This is a genomic window from Lentzea sp. NEAU-D7, assembly GCF_026242055.1.
In the GTDB taxonomy this organism is placed as follows: domain Bacteria; phylum Actinomycetota; class Actinomycetes; order Mycobacteriales; family Pseudonocardiaceae; genus Lentzea.
On sequence record NZ_JAPJDL010000020.1, the window covers coordinates 82,649 to 99,530 of the forward strand.

17 protein-coding genes are annotated in these 16,882 nt (G+C 69.4%); 11 read left to right on the plus strand and 6 right to left on the minus strand.

Annotation, left to right across the window (positions count from 1 at the left end):
* The first annotated feature begins 3 nt into the window (after positions 1–3).
* The 8 genes from ORI60_RS33150 to ORI60_RS33185 are packed head-to-tail and all read left to right on the plus strand — an operon-like array spanning position 4 to position 7,718.
* Positions 4–1,314, plus strand: a complete 1,311-nt coding sequence (locus ORI60_RS33150; RefSeq protein WP_266041941.1) for an enolase C-terminal domain-like protein — start codon at positions 4–6, stop codon at positions 1,312–1,314.
* On the plus strand, positions 1,307–2,059 hold the full coding sequence (locus ORI60_RS33155) for an SDR family NAD(P)-dependent oxidoreductase (RefSeq protein WP_266041942.1): 753 nt from the start codon (positions 1,307–1,309) through the stop codon (positions 2,057–2,059). The genes ORI60_RS33150 and ORI60_RS33155 overlap by 8 nt, the downstream gene beginning before the upstream one ends.
* Before the next feature lie 14 nt (positions 2,060–2,073).
* A complete protein-coding gene (locus ORI60_RS33160) occupies positions 2,074–3,108 on the plus strand; it encodes a sugar ABC transporter substrate-binding protein (RefSeq protein ID WP_266041943.1) in 1,035 nt (344 codons plus the stop codon).
* On the plus strand, positions 3,108–4,610 hold the full coding sequence (locus tag ORI60_RS33165; RefSeq protein WP_266041944.1) for a sugar ABC transporter ATP-binding protein: 1,503 nt from the start codon (positions 3,108–3,110) through the stop codon (positions 4,608–4,610). Before ORI60_RS33160 ends, ORI60_RS33165 begins: the two co-directional genes overlap by 1 nt.
* Positions 4,607–5,623 carry an ABC transporter permease gene (locus ORI60_RS33170; protein WP_266041945.1) on the plus strand — a complete coding sequence of 339 codons (1,017 nt, stop codon included), beginning with the start codon at positions 4,607–4,609 and terminating at the stop codon, positions 5,621–5,623. The genes ORI60_RS33165 and ORI60_RS33170 overlap by 4 nt, the downstream gene beginning before the upstream one ends.
* A 3-nt stretch (positions 5,624–5,626) precedes the next feature.
* Entirely contained in the window at positions 5,627–5,938 is a 312-nt protein-coding gene (locus ORI60_RS33175) for an L-rhamnose mutarotase (protein ID WP_266041946.1), read from the plus strand.
* Positions 5,935–6,891, plus strand: coding sequence for an aldo/keto reductase (locus ORI60_RS33180; RefSeq protein ID WP_266041947.1), 957 nt, complete (start codon positions 5,935–5,937; stop codon positions 6,889–6,891). The genes ORI60_RS33175 and ORI60_RS33180 overlap by 4 nt, the downstream gene beginning before the upstream one ends.
* Complete coding sequence (locus tag ORI60_RS33185; RefSeq protein WP_266041949.1) at positions 6,888–7,718, plus strand: amidohydrolase family protein; 831 nt, start codon at positions 6,888–6,890, stop codon at positions 7,716–7,718. The genes ORI60_RS33180 and ORI60_RS33185 overlap by 4 nt, the downstream gene beginning before the upstream one ends.
* On the opposite strand, the gene dapA is transcribed toward ORI60_RS33185, so the two are convergent.
* Entirely contained in the window at positions 7,715–8,575 is an 861-nt protein-coding gene (dapA, locus tag ORI60_RS33190) for a 4-hydroxy-tetrahydrodipicolinate synthase (protein ID WP_266041950.1), read from the minus strand. The two genes, ORI60_RS33185 and dapA, sit on opposite strands and share 4 nt — an antisense overlap.
* Before the next feature lie 71 nt (positions 8,576–8,646).
* Between dapA and ORI60_RS33195 the strand changes: the two genes are divergently transcribed.
* Both ORI60_RS33195 and ORI60_RS33200 read left to right on the plus strand, forming a co-directional pair.
* A complete protein-coding gene (locus ORI60_RS33195; protein WP_266041951.1) occupies positions 8,647–9,525 on the plus strand; it encodes a LysR family transcriptional regulator in 879 nt (292 codons plus the stop codon).
* Between the two features lie 191 nt (positions 9,526–9,716).
* Complete coding sequence (locus ORI60_RS33200) at positions 9,717–10,409, plus strand: hypothetical protein (protein ID WP_266041952.1); 693 nt, start codon at positions 9,717–9,719, stop codon at positions 10,407–10,409.
* A 14-nt stretch (positions 10,410–10,423) separates the two neighbouring features.
* Here ORI60_RS33200 and ORI60_RS33205 read toward each other — a convergent pair whose 3' ends face one another.
* Positions 10,424–11,098, minus strand: coding sequence for a FadR/GntR family transcriptional regulator (locus ORI60_RS33205; RefSeq protein ID WP_266041953.1), 675 nt, complete (start codon positions 11,096–11,098; stop codon positions 10,424–10,426).
* Between the two features lie 189 nt (positions 11,099–11,287).
* Between ORI60_RS33205 and nagA the strand changes: the two genes are divergently transcribed.
* Entirely contained in the window at positions 11,288–12,487 is a 1,200-nt protein-coding gene (nagA, locus tag ORI60_RS33210; RefSeq protein WP_266041954.1) for an N-acetylglucosamine-6-phosphate deacetylase, read from the plus strand.
* A gap of 109 nt (positions 12,488–12,596) precedes the next feature.
* Here nagA and ORI60_RS33215 read toward each other — a convergent pair whose 3' ends face one another.
* The 4 genes from ORI60_RS33215 to ORI60_RS33230 are packed head-to-tail and all read right to left on the minus strand — an operon-like array spanning position 12,597 to position 16,875.
* Positions 12,597–13,640 (minus strand): SIS domain-containing protein, encoded by a 1,044-nt coding sequence (locus tag ORI60_RS33215; RefSeq protein ID WP_266041955.1) that lies wholly within the window; start codon positions 13,638–13,640, stop codon positions 12,597–12,599.
* Positions 13,637–15,055: a glycoside hydrolase family 3 protein gene (locus tag ORI60_RS33220; protein WP_266041956.1), complete on the minus strand. Its 1,419-nt coding sequence runs from the start codon at positions 15,053–15,055 to the stop codon at positions 13,637–13,639. Before ORI60_RS33220 ends, ORI60_RS33215 begins: the two co-directional genes overlap by 4 nt.
* A 3-nt stretch (positions 15,056–15,058) precedes the next feature.
* Positions 15,059–15,877 (minus strand): carbohydrate ABC transporter permease, encoded by an 819-nt coding sequence (locus tag ORI60_RS33225; RefSeq protein ID WP_266041957.1) that lies wholly within the window; start codon positions 15,875–15,877, stop codon positions 15,059–15,061.
* On the minus strand, positions 15,877–16,875 hold the full coding sequence (locus ORI60_RS33230) for a carbohydrate ABC transporter permease (RefSeq protein ID WP_266041958.1): 999 nt from the start codon (positions 16,873–16,875) through the stop codon (positions 15,877–15,879). The genes ORI60_RS33225 and ORI60_RS33230 overlap by 1 nt, the downstream gene beginning before the upstream one ends.
* Between the last annotated feature and the right edge of the window lie 7 nt (positions 16,876–16,882).

Sequence of the window (16,882 nt, forward strand, 5' to 3'; positions counted from 1 at the left end):
CCCATGCCGAAGATCACCGCACTGGACGTCCTCGACATCCGGTTCCCGACCTCGCGCGAGCTCGACGGCTCCGACGCGATGAACCCGGACCCGGACTACAGCGCCGCGTACGTGGTGCTGCGGACCGACGACGGACCCGAGGGGCACGGGCTCGCGTTCACCATCGGCCGCGGCAACGACGTGCAGGCCGCCGGCATCAAGGCGCTCGCGCCGCACGTCGTCGGCAAGGACGTGCCGGAGAACGCGAAAGCGCTGGCCGAGCTGTACTTCGAGCTGATCGGCGACTCGCAGATCCGCTGGCTCGGCCCCGAGAAGGGCGTCGCGCACATGGCGATCGGCGCCGTCGTCAACGCGGCCTGGGACCTCGCCGCCCGCCGCGCGGGCCTGCCTGTCTGGCGGTTCCTCGCCCGGATGTCGCCCGAGGAGACCGTCAGCCTCGTCGACTTCCGCTACCTGAGCGACGCCCTGACGCCCGACGAGGCCTTGCAGATCCTGCGCCAGGCCGAGGACGGCAAGACCGAGCGCGCGGAGGCCATCGCCCGCGACGGGTACCCGGCCTACACGACGTCACCGGGCTGGCTCGGCTACTCCGACGAGAAGCTCGCCGGACTCGCGCGCCAGGCACTGGCCGACGGCTTCGACATGATCAAGCTCAAGGTCGGTGGCAGCCTCGACGACGACGTCCGCCGGATGAAGCTCGCCCGCGAGGTCGTCGGCGACGACACCCGAGTGGCGGTCGACGCGAACCAGCGCTGGGACGTGGACACGGCCGTGCACTGGATGCGCGAGCTGGCGCCGTACAACCCGTACTGGATCGAGGAGCCGACCTCTCCGGACGACGTTCTCGCACACCGCGCGATCGCCGACGCGCTGGCCCCGATCAGGGTCGCGACCGGCGAGCACGTGCAGAACCGCGTGATCTTCAAGCAGCTGCTGCAGGCCGGCGCGATCGACGTGCTGCAGCTCGACGCCTGCCGGGTCGCGGGCGTGAACGAGAACATCGCGATCCTGCTGCTGGCCAGGAAGTTCGACATCCCGGTGTGCCCGCACGCCGGCGGAGTCGGCCTGTGCGAACTGGTCAGGCACCTGTCGTTCTTCGACTACGTCGCCGTCTCCGGTGAGATCGGGGAGCGCGTGATCGAGTGGGTCGACCACCTGCACGAGCACTTCCTGGACCCGGCCGTCGTCGAGAACGGCCGCTACCTGGCCCCCGCCGCACCGGGCTTCTCCGCCCAGCTCAAGGACGAGACGCTGGCCGACTACGTCTACCCCGGGGGTCCTGTGTGGACCGATCTGGAGGGCGGGAATGACTGACTTCGAAGGACTTGTCGCCGTCGTCACGGGCGGTGCGTCCGGAATCGGCCTGGCCACGGCGAACCTGCTGGCTTCGCGCGGTGCCGCGGTCGCGGCGCTGGACCTCACCCCCGACGTCGACGAGCCGCTCGTCGGCATTCGCGCGGACGTGTCGGACGACGACAGCGTGAGGGCCGCCATCGACGAGGTCGTCGAGCGGTTCGGACGGCTCGACGTCGTGGTGAACAACGCCGGCATCGGCGCGCAGGGCGACGTCACGGCCAACGACGACGCGCAGTGGGCGAAGGTGCTCGACGTCAACGTGCTGGGCATGGTCCGCGTCTCGCGGGCCGCGCTGCCGCACCTGCGGAAGTCGCCGTCCGCGGCGATCGTCAACACCTGCTCCATCGCTGCCTGGGCCGGGCTCCCGCAGCGTGCTCTCTACTCGGCCAGCAAGGGCGCGGTGTACTCGCTCACGCTCGCGATGGCCGCCGACCACGTCCGCGAAGGCATTCGCGTCAACGCGGTCGCCCCCGGCACGGCGGACACCCCGTGGGTGGGCCGTCTGCTCGACTCGGCGCCGGACCCGGCAGCCGAACGAGCCGCGTTGGAGGCACGCCAGCCGCACGGCCGGCTCGTCTCCGCAGATGAGGTCGCGGGAGCCATCGCCTACCTGGCGAGCCCGCTTTCGGGTTCCACCGCCGGCGCGATCCTCCCGGTCGACGGTGGCATGTACGGCCTGCGCTTGCGTCCCCAGCAGTCATGAAAGGCGATTCAACGATGAAGCGTCGCAACCTCTCCGCCGCGGTGTGCCTCGCGCTCGCCGGTGTCCTGACGTTGTCCGCGTGCGGCGGCGGAACCACCGGCACCGGTGCCGGCGGGGTCGGCCCGATCGGCGCCGACCACCCGCGGGCCGACACCGACTTCTGGAACTCCTACATCAAGTACTTCCCGGAGAAGGCCAAGGACCTCGGCGTCAACCTGCTGAACCCCACCAACTCCCAGAACAAGGTCGAGAACCTGGTCGCCAACGCCCAGTCGCTGCAGTCGCAGGGCGCCAAGGCGATCATCATGGCGCCGCAGGACACCGGCGCGATCGCGTCCACCCTGGACCGCCTGGAGAAGGCGAAGATCCCCGTCGTCACCGTCGACACCCGTCCGGACAAGGGCAAGACCTACATGGTCGTGCGCGCGGACAACAAGGCGTACGGCGAGAAGGCCTGCAAGTTCCTCGGCGACAAGCTGGGCGGCAAGGGCAAGGTCGTCGAGTTCCAGGGAGCGTTGGCGTCGGTCAACGGCCGCGACCGCTCCGAGGCGTTCGCCGCCTGCATGAAGCAGAACTACCCCGGCATCACGGTGTTCGAGGAGCCGACCGACTGGGAGGGCCCGAAGGCGTCCGCGGCCCTGCAGACCAGGCTGAACCAGCACCCGGACATCAACGGCATCTACATGCAGGCCGGTGGCGCGTTCCTGACGCCGACGCTGCAGGTGTTGCGGCAGAAGAACCTCATCGTGCCGCCGACCGACCCCAAGCACATCTTCATCGTCTCCAACGACGGCATCCCGCAGGAGCTGGAGGCGATCCGCAAGGGCGAGATCGACGCGACCGTCTCGCAGCCGGCCGACCTCTACGCGCAGTGGGCGCTCTTCTACGCGAAGGCCGCGGTCGAGGGGAAGACGTTCTCCCCCGGCAAGACCGACCACGACTCCACCATCGTCGACACCGGCGGCGGCCGCCTGGAGGACCAGCTCCCCGCACCGCTGATCACCAAGGAGAACGTCGACGACAAGGCGTTCTGGGGCAATCAGATCTGATGGACGACTTCGCTTCCGTCGGCGGTGCCGACAATCTGGCAGCTGTCGCGCGTGGCGTGACGAAGAGGTTCGGGCGCACGCTTGCGCTGGACGACGTGGGCATCGAGATCCGGGCCGGTGAGTCGCACGCACTCGTCGGTCGCAACGGTGCGGGCAAGTCGACGCTGGTCTCGATCCTCACCGGCATGCAGGCGCCGGACGCGGGCGAGGTCGGCTTCTTCGGCGAACCCGCGCCGCCCGTCGCCGACAGCGCGGCCTGGCGCCGGCACGTCGCATGCGTGTACCAGAGGTCGACGGTCGTGCCCGAGCTGTCGGTCGCCGAGAACCTGTTCATCAACCGGCAGGACCTCGGCGGCGGCCTGATCAGGTGGAGGAAGCTGCGGCAGCAGGCCGCCGAGCTGCTCGAGACCTACGACGTGGCGGTCGACCCGGACTCGCTGGTGTCCACGCTGACCGTCGAGCAACGCCAGCTGGTCGAGATCGCGCGGGCGCTGTCGATCGGCTCGCGGTTCGTGATCCTCGACGAACCGACCGCGCAGCTCGACGGCCCGGCGATCGAGCGGCTGTTCGACCGGATGAGGTCGTTGCAGGACAAGGGGGTGACGTTCCTGTTCATCTCCCACCACCTGCAGGAGGTCTACGAGGTCTGCCAGACGGTGACGGTCTACCGCGACGCGCGGCACATCGTCACCGCCCCGGTGGCCGAGATGTCGAAGCCCGACCTGATCGAGGCGATGACCGGCGAGGCGGGCGGCCTCAACGTGCCCAGCGGCGACGACAGGCCGTCCTCCTCCGAGGAAGTGCTGACCGTGTCGGCGTTGAGCGGCGACCACTTCTCGGACATCTCGCTGTCGGCGACGAAGGGCGAGGTCATCGGCCTCGCGGGCAGTGCGTCGTCCGGCAAGCACGAGTTCGCGGAGACCGTCTACGGACTGCGCAAGCCGTCCGCCGGGTCGATCTCCGTGGACGGCGCGGTGGTGCGCGGCGGTGACGTTCCGGCCGCTCTGAAGGCCGGAATCGGCTGCGTGCCGCGGGATCGGCACCACCAGGGGCTCGTGCTGGACCTGTCGATCGCGGAGAACGCGACGATGAGCACGGCCGGTGCGTTCGTGTGGCCGTCGGCCCAGCGGTCGGCCGGCAGCACGGCGATCGCGTCCTACGACGTCAAGGCCGCGGGGCCGGACCAGCCGGTCTCGGACCTGTCCGGCGGCAACCAGCAGAAGGTCGTGATGGCGCGTGCGCTCGCCGGCGACCCGTCGGTGCTGGTGCTGATCAACCCGACCGCGGGTGTCGACGTGAAGTCCAAGGAGTCGCTGCTCGGGGTCGTCGACGCGCAGGCGCGCCGGGGCAAGGCCGCGATCGTCGTCTCCGACGAGCTCGACGACCTGCGGGTCTGCGACCGTGTTCTGGTGCTGTTCCACGGCCAGGTCGTGCGGGAGTTCGCACGCGGCTGGCGCGACCAGGAACTCATCGCGGCTATTGAAGGAATGAGCTCGGAATGACCAAGGCCATGACTCCACCGGTATCCGCGTCCGCACCGCCGGGCAAGCAGAGGTTCCGGCTCGCGAGGTACCAGGACCTCGCGCTGGTCCCGGTGATCATCATTCTGCTGGTCATCGGGGCGGTGCTGTCGCCGATCTTCCTGACGCCGGGCAACCTGATCGCCGTGCTGACCCAGCAGAGCGAGCTGTCGTTGCTGGTGCTGGGCCAGGCGATGATCCTGATCGTCGGCAAGATGGACCTGTCGCTCGAGTCGACGGTCGGTCTCGCGCCCGCGCTGGCGGTCGCGCTGATCATCCCGTCGTCGGCCGGCGGGCTGGACGTCGGGCTCGCGGCGTGGCTGGCGTTGCCGCTGTGCCTGCTGATCGGTGTGGCGATCGGTGGCCTGAACGGGTTCCTGATCCTCAAGGTCGGGCTGTCCGGGTTCATGGTGACGCTGGGCATGCTGACGATGCTGCGCGGTCTGCAGCTCGCGATCACCGAGGGCAAGTCGCTGATCGACGTGCCGGAGTCGTTCCTGTACCTGGGTTCCACGACGTGGCTCGGGCTGCCGGCGGCGGTGTGGATCTGCGTCGTCTGCTACGCGGCGGGCATCTTCGTGCTGAAGTACCTGCGCGCGGGCCGTTCGTTGTACGCGATCGGCGGCAACTCGGAGGCGGCGCGGGCCGCCGGCATCCGGGTCGACCGCGTCGTGTGGACCGTGCTGATCATCGGTTCGGTGCTCGCCGTGATCGCGGGCATCCTGATGACCGGGCGGCTCGGTTCCGTGGCCGCCACACAGGGCGAGGGCATGATCTTCCAGGTCTTCGCGGCGGCGGTGATCGGCGGGATCTCGCTGCAGGGCGGCAAGGGCACGCTGTTCGGCGCGTTGTCCGGTGTGCTGATGCTGGGGCTCGTGGAGCAGATCCTGCGGTTGCAGGGCGTTTCCGGCTTCTACATCAAGGCCTCGTACGGTGCGGTGATCATCCTGGCGCTGATCGTGACGCGGTTCGCCACCGGGCAGAAGCAGGAGTGAGTCGTGGAGACCGTTGCGCTGCACACCCGGCTTCGTGAGGGACGTGAAGCCGACTACGACCGCATACACGCGACAATCCCGGCGGAGCTGGACGGGGCGCTGCGCGAGGCCGGGGTGCACTCGTGGCGGATCTGGCGTTCCGGGCGCGAGCTGTTCCACCTCGTCGAGGTGGACGACTACCGCGCGATGCGCGCGTATTTGGCCGAACACCCCGCCAACGTTCCGTGGCAGGCTCAGATGGCCGAACTGCTGGAGGTCGAGGACGACTACTCCGGCGCCGAACCCGCTGTGCGACTCGTGTGGGAGCTGCCGTGAAGGTCGCTGTTTCTCGTCTTGGCTTCGGTGCCGCGCCGATCGGCAACCTGTACCGGGAGATCTCCGACGAGGAGGCACTGGGCGCGGTGGAGGCGGCCTGGCAGACAGGCGTCCGGTACTTCGACACCGCACCCCACTACGGGCTCGGGTTGTCGGAACGACGGCTCGGCCTGGGCCTGGCCGGGCGGCCGCGCGCCGAGTACGTGCTCTCCACGAAGGTCGGGCGGCTGCTGGAGCCCTTCGACGGGTCCGGGCTCGACGACGAGGGCTTCGCGGTGCCGAAGAACTTCCGGCGGGTGCGGGACTACTCGGCAGACGGGGTGAAGAGGTCTCTCGAGTCCTCTTTGGAGCGTCTCGGCACCGACCGGGTGGAGATCGTCTACATCCACGATCCGGACGACTTCTGGGACGAGGCCTTCGGTGAGGCCTATCCGGCGCTGGAGGAGCTGCGGTCGCAGGGCGTCGTGGGCGCCATCGGCGTCGGCATGAACCAGTGGGAGATGCCGGAGCGGTTCGTCCGCGAGACCGACATCGACGTGGTGATGCTGGCCGGGCGCTACACGTTGCTGGAGCAGCCCGCGCTGCCGTCGTTCCTGCCCGCCTGCGTCGAGCGCGGTGTCTCGGTGGTGGCGTGCGGGGTGTTCAACTCCGGGCTGCTGTCGAAGCCCGTCGTGGCCGCCGACGCGAAGTACAACTACGAGGAAGCACCCTCCGAGCTGGTGGAGCGGGCGCGGGCGATCGCAGGGGTGTGCGGGCGGCACGGCGTGACGCTGCCCGAGGCGGCGATCCAGTTCGCGCTGGGTCATCCCGCGGTGGTGTCGGTGGTGGTCGGCGCACGGACGGCGGAGCAGATGACCGCCAACGCCGAGTACTTCTCCGCCTCGATTCCGGAGGACCTGTGGAGCGAGTTGAAGGCGCTGAACCTCATCGACCCGGAGGTTCCGACGCCGTGATCGTCGACGCTCACCACCACCTGTGGGACCTCTCGGTCCGGGACCAGGACTGGATCACCGACCCGCCGATGGGCGTGATCCGGCGGTCGTTCCTGGAACCGGACTTCATCGCCGCCGCACCGGAGGTCTCGGCATCCGTGCTGGTGCAGACGGTGTGCGTGCCGGAGGAGACACCGGAGTTCCTGGCGATCGCGGCCTCTTCCGACGTCGTCGGCGCGGTGGTGGGCTGGACCGATCTGACGTCCGCCGGAGTCGGCGACGCGCTGGCGGAGCTGGTGGACCGTCCCGACGGTTCGTGGCTGCGCGGGATCCGGCACCAGGTGCAGAGCGAGCCGGACCCGGAGTGGTTGTGCCGCAAGGACGTCTGGAACGGGCTCGCGGCCGTGGGCGCTCATGGGCTGGTCTACGAGCTGCTGACGTTGCCGCACCAGATGCCGGCCGCGCGCCGCACCGTGGCGGCGTTGCCCCAGGTCGAGTTCGTGGTCGACCACTGCTCGAAGCCCGCGATCGGTGCCGACCTGGGGGAGTGGGCCGAGCTGATCCGGGCGCTGGCGGCGCACGAGAACGTGACGTGCAAGCTGTCCGGGCTGGTCACCGAGGCCGACTGGAAGTCGTGGGACGTGGCGGCGCTCCGGCCGTACTTCGAGGTCGTGCTGGACGCGTTCGGGCCTGAGCGGCTGATGTTCGGCTCGGACTGGCCCGTGTGCCTGCTGGCGGCCACGTACGGGGAGTGGCTCGGTGCGGCTCGGGAGCTGGTCTCCGAGCTGTCGCCCGACGAGCAGACCCAGATCTTCTCGGGCACTGCTCGCCGGGTCTACGCGCTTTAGACGAACAGCGCCTTCAGCTCGTTGATCAGCTCGGGAGTCGCTCCGACGAGCGGTTCGCGGACCGGGCCCGACGGCAGGCCGAGCAGGTTGAGCGCGGCCTTGACGGCGACGGCACCGGGTTCGCGGGTCATGATCGCGGTGATCACCGGCAGCAGCGCCTGGTGGCGGCGCAGGGCCTCCTTGTTGTCGCCCTCGTCGTAGGCGTCGAGCATCGCCTTGATCTCGTTGCCGACGACGTGACCGACGGTGCTGACCGTGCCGACGCCGCCGATCGAGTACAGCGGCAGGATCAGCTCGTCGTTGCCGGAGTAGAAGTCGAGGCCGGTCTCGGCGATCACGCGGGCGGTCGCGAGCAGGTCGACCTTGCAGTCCTTCACGCCGACGATCCGCGGGTGCTCGGCGAGCCGGAGCAGCGTCTCGGTGTCGATCGCCGTGCCGGTGCGGCCGGGGATGTCGTAGAGCAGCGCCGGGAGGCCTGAGGCGTTCGCCACCTGCCTGAAGTGGTTCTCGACGCCTTCCTGCGTGGGCTTGCTGTAGTACGGCGTGACGACGAGCAGGCCGTCGGCGCCGTTCTCCTCTGCCTGGCGGGAGAGCTCGATCGTGTGGCGGGTGGAGTTGGTGCCGACACCCGCGAGGATCTGCGTGCGATCGCCGACGGCGTCCTTCACAGCCCTGATGACCTGCGCCTTCTCGGCATCCGTGGTGGTGGGCGCCTCGCCGGTCGTGCCGTTGACGACCAACCCGTCCGCGCCGCCCTTGTCGACGAGGTGCGCCGCCAGCTCCTGCGCACCCTTGAGGTCCAGGTCACCGTCGGGGGTGAACGGGGTGACCATCGCTACCAGCACTCGTCCGAACATGACTCCAGCGTGGCTCCAGTCTTCGCAAAGTTCCAGTTAGAAGTTCTGCTCGGAACGTTAAGCTGAGCTTTGTGTTGGATGTGCGAAGGCTCCGATTGCTCCACGCCCTGTCGGTCCACGGCACGGTCACCGCCGCCGCGGAGGCCCTGCACGTGACCTCGCCGGCCGTGTCCCAGCAACTGGCCGCGCTGGAACGCGAGGCGGGCGTCGCCCTGGTCGAACGGGAGGGGCGCCGGCTGGCCCTGACCCGCGCCGGGCACGTGCTGGCCGCGCACACGCAGCTGGTCCTCGACCAGCTGGCCGCGGCGGAGGCGGACCTGGCCTCGCTGCGCACGTCCGTGTCCGGCGTCGTGCGCGTCGGTGCGTTCGTCTCGGTCGCCGCGTTGCTGCCGCGCGTGATCCAGGTGCTGCGGTCGGCGCACGGGTCCGATGTGGACCTGTTCGTGCACGAGATGGAGCCCGAGGCGTCCCTGCCCGCGTTGCGGCGCGGGGACATCGACATCGCGGTGATCCACTCGTACAACATCATGCCGCGCTCGCTGCCCGAGTCCTGCGAGTCGTTCGAGCTGTTCGTGGAACCGGTGAACGTGGCACTGCCGTTGAGCGATCCGTTGGTGCAGCAGGACTCGGTGGATCTCTCCGTGCTCGCCGACCGGCCGTGGATCATGCCGCGCACCGACGCGTCGTGCCACGAGCTGACCCAGCGGGCGTGCGGCGCCGCCGGGTTCGTGCCGCGGGCGCAGGCCTACTGCGACGACTTCGGCGTGATGTGCGGGCTGGTCGAGGCCGGGCTGGGCGTGGCGCTGGTGCCGTCCGTGGCCCGGCGGCCCGGGGTGGCGTTGCGGCCGTTGAAGCAGCAGGTGTTCCGGACGGTTTCGGCCGTGGTGCGGAACCGGGCGGACGGTCAGCCCGCGGTGCGTGCGGTGCTGGAGCAGCTACGCCAGGTCTGACAGCCACGTGCGTTTTATTTCCACTTTTTGTCATCTATGCATGATTTGTATGTCTCGTCGGCGTTCCCGTTTTGCTGGATTGTTGCATCAAGTTTTTCATGTGTGAGAAGTTCAATTCCGGCGTACCTTTGTGGGGGAACCGTTCGAGCCGATGACGAGGTGGGCAGATGCCGATTTCCCGAAGAACTGCCTTGATCGGTACAAGCCGCGGCGCCATCGTGCTGGCGGTCGGTGTGCCCGCGCTCGCGGCCTGCGGAGCGGCTGCTCCTGTCGTGGCAGGTGTGAGCGGGGCTGCCGCCGGGTGGCTCGCCGAGTTCGGCAACGAGGTCAGGGCCGAGGTCGCGGCAAAGGCGGTCGAAGGCGGCAAGTGGGTTTTTGAGAAGCTCTGGGAAAATTGGAGCAAACCCAGCTCGGAGATGCTCACCAAGCAGTCCGTGGAGGGTTTCGGGTTCTACGGCAGAACCGTCTACGGGCATGCGGTGCCCGGCACCACCTTCGTGAGCCTCCATCGCGCCAGAGCGGCCGACCTGGCGTCAGATCGGCTGGCCTGCGTGCGGGACTCCGGCGAGTTCGTGGTGCTGGACAGCTGGGCTTGGAAAGGTGTTCTCGCGTTCGTGAGGCAGGAACTCGGTGACAAGGAGGGAGACGACCGACTGCACGTTCTCCAGCTGCTGGCCGGCACGCTGATGCCCCACGGCGCGGTGACCCCGGGGAAGACCCCGGCGGAGACGGTGAGCTGGGTGGGCTACCCGACCAACCACGGCGGCGGAGTGGAGATCGTCAAGTTCACCGACGGAGGCACGGCGAAGGTCATGGTCAAAGCCTTCGGCTACTACACCGGCGGTTATGGCCAGGCGACCTCGCACACCTTCGACCTCAAGTGACCGTCCGCGGGGGATCAGGCCAGGTCTGACAGCCACTGCTCGACGCCGGCCACGTGCACGGTGGACCAGCTGCGCGCGAGCTCGGGCTGGTGCGCGGCCAGCGCGTCGACGATGGCGCGGTGCTCGGCGACCGTGCGGTCCACGGCGTTCGACTGGGTGATGCCGCGCCAGATGCGGACGCGGACCGTCGGGCCGGCCAGCGTGTCGAGGAGCTGGGCCAGGTAGGCGTTGCCCGAGCACTGCGCGATGGCGCGGTGGAACTCGAGGTCGTGCTCGACCAGTTCCTCCACGGACTTCGCGCTCTCGGCGGCGTCGCAGAGGGCGCGGAGCTTGACGATCTCCTCCGCGTCGACGCGCTGGGCTGCCATCGCGGCCGCCGCGGGCTCGAGGATCCGGCGGACCTGGAGGACTTCCAGCACCGAGTCCTCGCCGCGGTGCAGGTCGAGCACGAAGGACAGCGCGCCGAGCAGGTCGTCGGCCCTGAGCGAGGACACGTACGTGCCGTCGCCCTGGCGGACGTCCAACACCCGGACGAGTGACAGGGCCTTCACGGCTTCGCGCAGCGAGTTGCGCGACAGACCGAGACGTTCTGCCAGGTCAGCCTCTCGCGGGAGACGGTCGCCGGGTTTGAGCTCGCCCGAAACGATCATCTCCTTGACGCGCAGGATCGCATCGTCAGTGACTGCCACGGCACCCTCAACTCGTCGTAGACCTCGGATGTCTGGGGACCAGTATGCGCCACGGATGGTCATCTTCGTGGCATCCCGGTCATTTCGGACCTGATTCACCAAGTGTTATGTAAGATGGTTATCTCCTAACGAAGGGTGACGTGGACCCCTGTTGTGGCCATAATGGTCTGGACCATTCAAGGAGGGATCTTGGACGCCGTTGTCGCAGCACCGCGCGCATTGCTCGGTCGCACGATCGTCGGTCCTGCCTCGGTGCGGATCAGGGACGGCCGCATCGTCGAGGTGACCACCGGTGAAGCACCACCCGGCGCGGAGGTCCTATCCGACGGCCTGCTGACACCGGGCCTGGTCGACGTGCAGGTGAACGGCGCCGTCGGCGTCGACTTCGCCGAGGTGGACGCCGCCGGAATGCGTTCCGTGGCCGAAGCTCTGCCGTCCACCGGTGTGACCCGGTTCTTGCCCACGTTGATCACCGCACCGGTCGACGTGATCCTGAGGCAGACGAGGGCGGTCCTGGCCGCCTCCGCGGCTCTGCCGGACGGAGTGGGTGCCCGCCCCCTCGGCGTGCACCTCGAAGGCCCCTTCCTGTCGCCCAAACGGGCAGGGGTGCACGACCCGTCGTTCATGGTCGAGCCTGGTCCTGACCAGATCTCGGCCCTGCTCGACGACGAGCTGATCCGCCGCGCCCTGCGGATGGTGACGATGGCTCCCGAGCAGCCCGGTGGCCTGGAGGCGGTCCGCCGCCTCGTCGAGGCCGGCGTGCTCGTCGCGGTGGGCCACTCCGACGCCACGGGTGAGCAGACCCGCGCCGCCGCCGACGCGGGTGCCCGCATGGTGACGCACCTGTTCAACGCCCAGCGTCCGCTGGGGCACCGCGAACCCGGGGTTCCCGGGGTGGCGCTGGTGGACGAGCGCTTCACCCTCGGGCTCATCGCGGACCTGGCCCACGTGGGCCCGGACGTGTGCCGCCTCGTGTTCAACGCCGCCGGGGCGCGAGTCGCCCTGGTCACGGATGCCGTCGCCGCCGCCGGCATGCCTCCTGGGCGCTACCACCTCGGAGGAGCGGACGTGCTGCTCACCGAGGACGGGGTGCCCCGGTCGCCGGAGGGCACGATCGCGGGTTCCGCGCTCACGCTCGACCGCGCGGTCAGGAACATCGTGTCCGTGGGTGTTCCGGTGGCCGACGCGCTGGCTTCGGCGACGATCGTGCCTGCCGAGGTCATCGGCGAGTCCGGTCTCGGACGGCTCGCGCCGGGTGCCGTCGCGGACCTGGTGTGGTGGGACGACGACCTGCGGCCCAAGAAGGTCTGGGTCGACGGTCAGGTCGTGTTCGACGCCGAGGTGCCCGTGGCGCCGGTCGTCGCCGGGTACGCCACCGCAGGACAGTAAGCGCAGCAAGGCAAAAGCCCGCCCGGTCGTCACTGGACGGGCCTTTGCCGTCGCAGGGACGAGAAAGAGCCCGCCTGGGGGGACCAGGCGGGCTCTCGTCCGCGGGGAACTACAGGGTGCGCGTGACCTTGTTCAGGCCGCGCGGGCTGTCCGGGTCACCGCCGCGCGCCAGCGCCAGCCCGTGGGCCAGGCGCTGCACGGGCAGGATCTCCAGCACCGGGGCCACCTCCTCGGCGGTCTCGGGGATGGCGATGGCGAGCGTCGCGCCCACCTTCTCCGAGGCCGAGCCGACGGCCACGACGTCGGCACCGCGCTGGTGCACCACGTCCAGGGCGTCGCGCAGCGAGTCGCCGCCCTTGCCCAGCGAGGTGATGGCCAGGACCGCGGTCTCGCCGTCCACCGCGGCCACCGGGCCGTGCAGCAGGTCGGCGCCGCTGTACGCGCGAGCCGCCAGGTAGGACGTCTCCGCGAGCTTGAGGGACGCCTCCAGTGCCGTGGCGTAGGAGTAGCCGCGGCCCGTGGTGAGGACGCGGTCCACGAAGCGGTAGCGGCGCACGGCCTCGTCGACGGTCGGCGCCGACTGGTCGAGGGTCACCTGGGCGAGCTCGCCCAGCGACGCCGCCGCCTCGCCGTTGCCGCCGCGCACCGCGTCGATCAGCAGGTAGAGGGCCAGCAGCGTGGCCGAGTAGGTCTTGGTGGCGGCCACCGCGTGCTCGACGCCCGCCGAGACGTCCACCGAGAGCTCGGCGGCCGCGTTCAGCGGGGAGTTCGACGTGTTGGTCACGGCCACGGTCAGGGCGCCGCGCCTGCGGTATGAGGCCGTCACCTCCAGCAGGTCGGGCGAGCCGCCCGACTGGGAGACCGTGACGAGCAGGACGTCGCGCAGGTCGGGCTCCGCGCCGTACAGCGTCGTGGTGGACGCGGAGACCAGGCCCGCGGGGAGCTGGAGCAGGATCTCGGTCAGGTACTTCGCGTAGATCGCGGCGTGGTCGCTCGAGCCGCGGGCCGCGAAGAGCACGAAGCGCGGGGCGCGCTCGCGGATCACGGCGGCCACCTCGGCGATCGCGGACCGCGAGGCGTAGAGGTCGGAGAAGATCGACGGCTGCGCGGCGATCTCCGCTGCCATGTGCCGGCCTGGCTGGGGCGTGGTCATGTCGTGCCTTTCAGGATCAGCTCGGCCGCGGCTCGGAGGCTCACCCGAGAACCGCCGTGGGTGTCGATGCGGGCGGCGCTGCCCAGGTCTGGACCAGGCACGCCGGTTTCGACGTGCACCACGTCCAGCTGCAGATTAGTTAAGTTTGTTACCAGTTGTCGAGCGCCGGAGTGGCGGTGGGCGTCGCGGGTGACGACGACAATCGTGCGGCCGCCTGCGGCTTTCGCAACTTCTTCCGCCGAGATGTCGCGCGCGGCGATCACCTCGGTGCCCGGAAGCACCTCCTGGAGGTACGGGCCGAGGCCCCACGGGACGTCGCCGACCGCGATCGACGAGTCCACCACCAGGTCCACCACGACCGGGTCCGCACCGACACTAACGCGGCCACGTGCGGAAACAGCGCGTCGAGCGGCTGTGAGACCGATCTCGGCGTCGTGCGCGTCGACCGTGGACGGCGGGAGGCCCAGCGCCAGGGAGCGGGCGGCCGCCTGGGTCAGGCGTTCCTCCGACAGCTCGCCCGACTTCACGGCAGCGACGATCGAGTCGATCAGCCACTGCAGGTCGTCGTCGTCCAGGGCGATGCCGCCCAGGCACAACGAGTCGACACCGGCGGCCAGGGCCCGGACGGCGCCGACGGCCAGGTCGCCGCCCACCGCCTTCATGTCCAGCCCGTCGGTGATCACCGCGCCGATGAAGCCCAGCTCGGTGCGCAGCAGGTCGATGGCGTGCTTGTTCAGCGTCACCGGCGCCGGACCCCACTCGGGGATCACGAGGTGGCCGGTCATGATCGAGCGGACGCCCGCGTTCACGGCCGCCCGGAACGGGACGAGCTCCACGGCGCGCAGCTGTTCCTCGGCGCGGGGAAGCACCGGGAGCTGCTCGTGGGAGTCCTCAGTGGACGCTCCGTGGCCGGGGAAGTGCTTGGCGCAGGCGGCGACGCCCACGGCCTGCAGGCCCTCGACCCACGCGGCGACGTGCCGCGCGGCGAGCACCGGGTCGGAGCCGAACGCGCGGACGCCGATGATCGGGTCGTCCAGCGTCAGCACCAGGTCGGCGGACGGCGCGAGGTTCAGCGAGATCCCGCACTTCGCCAGCCGCGCGCCGATGGACGCGGCCACCGAGCGCGTGAGGTCCAGGTCGTCCGCCGCGCCCAGGGCGTGGTTGCCCGGCACCTCGGAGCCGCGGCCCGCGTCGAGACGCGTGACGTCGCCGCCCTCCTCGTCGATGCCGATCACCACGTCCGGGCGCACCGAACGCAGCGCGGTGCACAACTCGGTCACCTGGGCGTCGTCGACGACGTTGCGCCCGAAGAGCACAACGCCGCCGAGACCGTCAGCGACCCGCCGCAGCAACCAGTCGGGGGCGGTCGTTCCGGTGAAGCCGGGAAGCAGAACGGCTGCGGCCAACTGATCCACGCGTCATCCCTTCACTGCACCGGCGGTGACGCCGGCGACCATCTTGCGTTGCACGATCAGGAAGAACACCAGTGCGGGCACGGTGAACAGCGCCGAGGCGGCCATCGCGCCACCCCAGTCGGTGCCGAAGGCGGTCTGGAACCCGGACAGCCACACCGGCAGCGTCTCGCTGTCCTGGCTGCGGATCAGCACCTTGGCGAAGAGGAACTCGTTCCACGCCGTGATGAACGCGAACACCGACGTGGCCACGAGACCCGGCCCCAGCAGAGGCAGGGTCACCTTCTGGAACGCGCCCCACCGGCCGCAGCCGTCGACCATCGCCGCTTCTTCGAGCTCGATCGGGATGCCGTTGACGAACCCGCGCAACGTCCACGCGCAGAACGGCAGCGTCACCGCGAAGTACACGAGGATCAGCGACGAGAGGTGTTCGTAGAGCTGCAGGTCCCGCATCATCAGGAACATCGGGATCAGCAACGCCTCGAACGGCGCCATCTGCGCCACCAGCATCAGCAGCACGAAGCTCTTGCGGCCGCGGAACGCGAAGCGCGACATGGCGACCGCGGCGGTGATGCCGATGACGATCGCCGCGACGACCGCGGTCAGCGTCACCAGGAGGCTGTTGCCGAGCGAGGACAGGAAGCCGGGCTTCGTCCACGCCGTCACGAAGTTCGTGAACGTCACCGAGAAGGGGATCAGGTCGTAGTCCGACGTGATCGTCGATCCCTTGGGCTTCAGCGCCGACGTGATCATCCAGTACGTCGGGAAGAGGAAGAACAGCGCGAGCGCGAGGCCCACGACGTTCGCCGCAGACTTCTTGAGCATCAGATCTTGCCCTCCTCGGTCTGCAGCAGCTTGCGCAGGTACTGGAACGTGATCAGGCCGAGGATGACCATCATCAGCACGGAGATCGCGGCCGCGACGCCGAAGTGGCTCTTCGCGATGCCTTCCAGGTACTGCAGCACCGGCAGCGTCGTGCTCTCACCGCTGGGACCGCCCTCGCGGAACACCCAGATCTGGGCGAAGACCTTGAAGTCCCACAGCGTCGACAGGAACGTCACCATCATCAGCAGCGACCGGATCTCCGGCCACGTCACCGCGCGGAACGTCTGCCAGCCCGTCGCGCCGTCGATGCCCGCCGCCTCGTAGAGGTCGCGGGGGATGCCGACGAGACCGGCGTAGAGCGAGAAGGCGAGGAAGGGGATCGCCTGCCACACGATCAGCAGGCCGACGACGGACAGCGTCGACGTGCCGGAGGAGAACCACGAGTAGCCGGCGAACGAGTCGAACCCGAGCTGCACCAGCGTCTTGTTCAAGATGCCGTAGTTCTGGTCGAACATCCACTGGTAGACCGTGGTCGACGCGAGGATCGGCATGGCCCAGGCGCACAGCATCGCGATCTGCAGGGCGACTCGCACCCACGGTGTGAGCACGCGCATCAGCAGTGCGATCCCGAGGCCCATGCCCACCGAGGCGACGACGACGGAGACGGTGAACACCAGGGTGCGCACCGAGACGTCCCAGAAGCGCTCGTCCTGCAGCACCGTCACGTAGTTGTCGAAGCCGGTCCACACGATCTCGCCGCGGACCAGTTCACCGAGGTTGAGCTGGCGGAAGCTCGTCACGAACACCGAGACGACCGGCCAGCCGATCAGCCAGAGGATCGCGATGAGTGCGGGAGCCAGCAGCAGGTAGGGCAGCGCCCGGTCGAAGGCGCCGCCCCGGCGGCGGCGCTTGCGCGCCCCACCCGTCACGGCAGGCGGCAGCGCCGGCGGGATGTCCCCTGCCGGCGCTGCCGTTTCGGTCGTCTTGACGGCCGTCATCTCAGCT

Bases quoted from the DNA above. Each gene is read 5' to 3' on its own strand.
- ORI60_RS33225 (WP_266041957.1), bottom strand. From the start codon at position 15,877: ATGCTCAAGAAGTCTGCGGCGAACGTCGTGGGCCTCGCGCTCGCGCTG.
- ORI60_RS33165 (WP_266041944.1), top strand. From the start codon at position 3,108: ATGGACGACTTCGCTTCCGTCGGCGGTGCCGACAATCTGGCAGCTGTC.
- ORI60_RS33230 (WP_266041958.1), bottom strand. From the start codon at position 16,875: ATGACGGCCGTCAAGACGACCGAAACGGCAGCGCCGGCAGGGGACATC.
- ORI60_RS33160 (WP_266041943.1), top strand. From the start codon at position 2,074: ATGAAGCGTCGCAACCTCTCCGCCGCGGTGTGCCTCGCGCTCGCCGGT.
- dapA (WP_266041950.1), bottom strand. From the start codon at position 8,575: ATGTTCGGACGAGTGCTGGTAGCGATGGTCACCCCGTTCACCCCCGAC.
- ORI60_RS33170 (WP_266041945.1), top strand. From the start codon at position 4,607: ATGACCAAGGCCATGACTCCACCGGTATCCGCGTCCGCACCGCCGGGC.
- ORI60_RS33150 (WP_266041941.1), top strand. From the start codon at position 4: ATGCCGAAGATCACCGCACTGGACGTCCTCGACATCCGGTTCCCGACC.
- ORI60_RS33215 (WP_266041955.1), bottom strand. From the start codon at position 13,640: ATGACCACGCCCCAGCCAGGCCGGCACATGGCAGCGGAGATCGCCGCG.
- ORI60_RS33155 (WP_266041942.1), top strand. From the start codon at position 1,307: ATGACTGACTTCGAAGGACTTGTCGCCGTCGTCACGGGCGGTGCGTCC.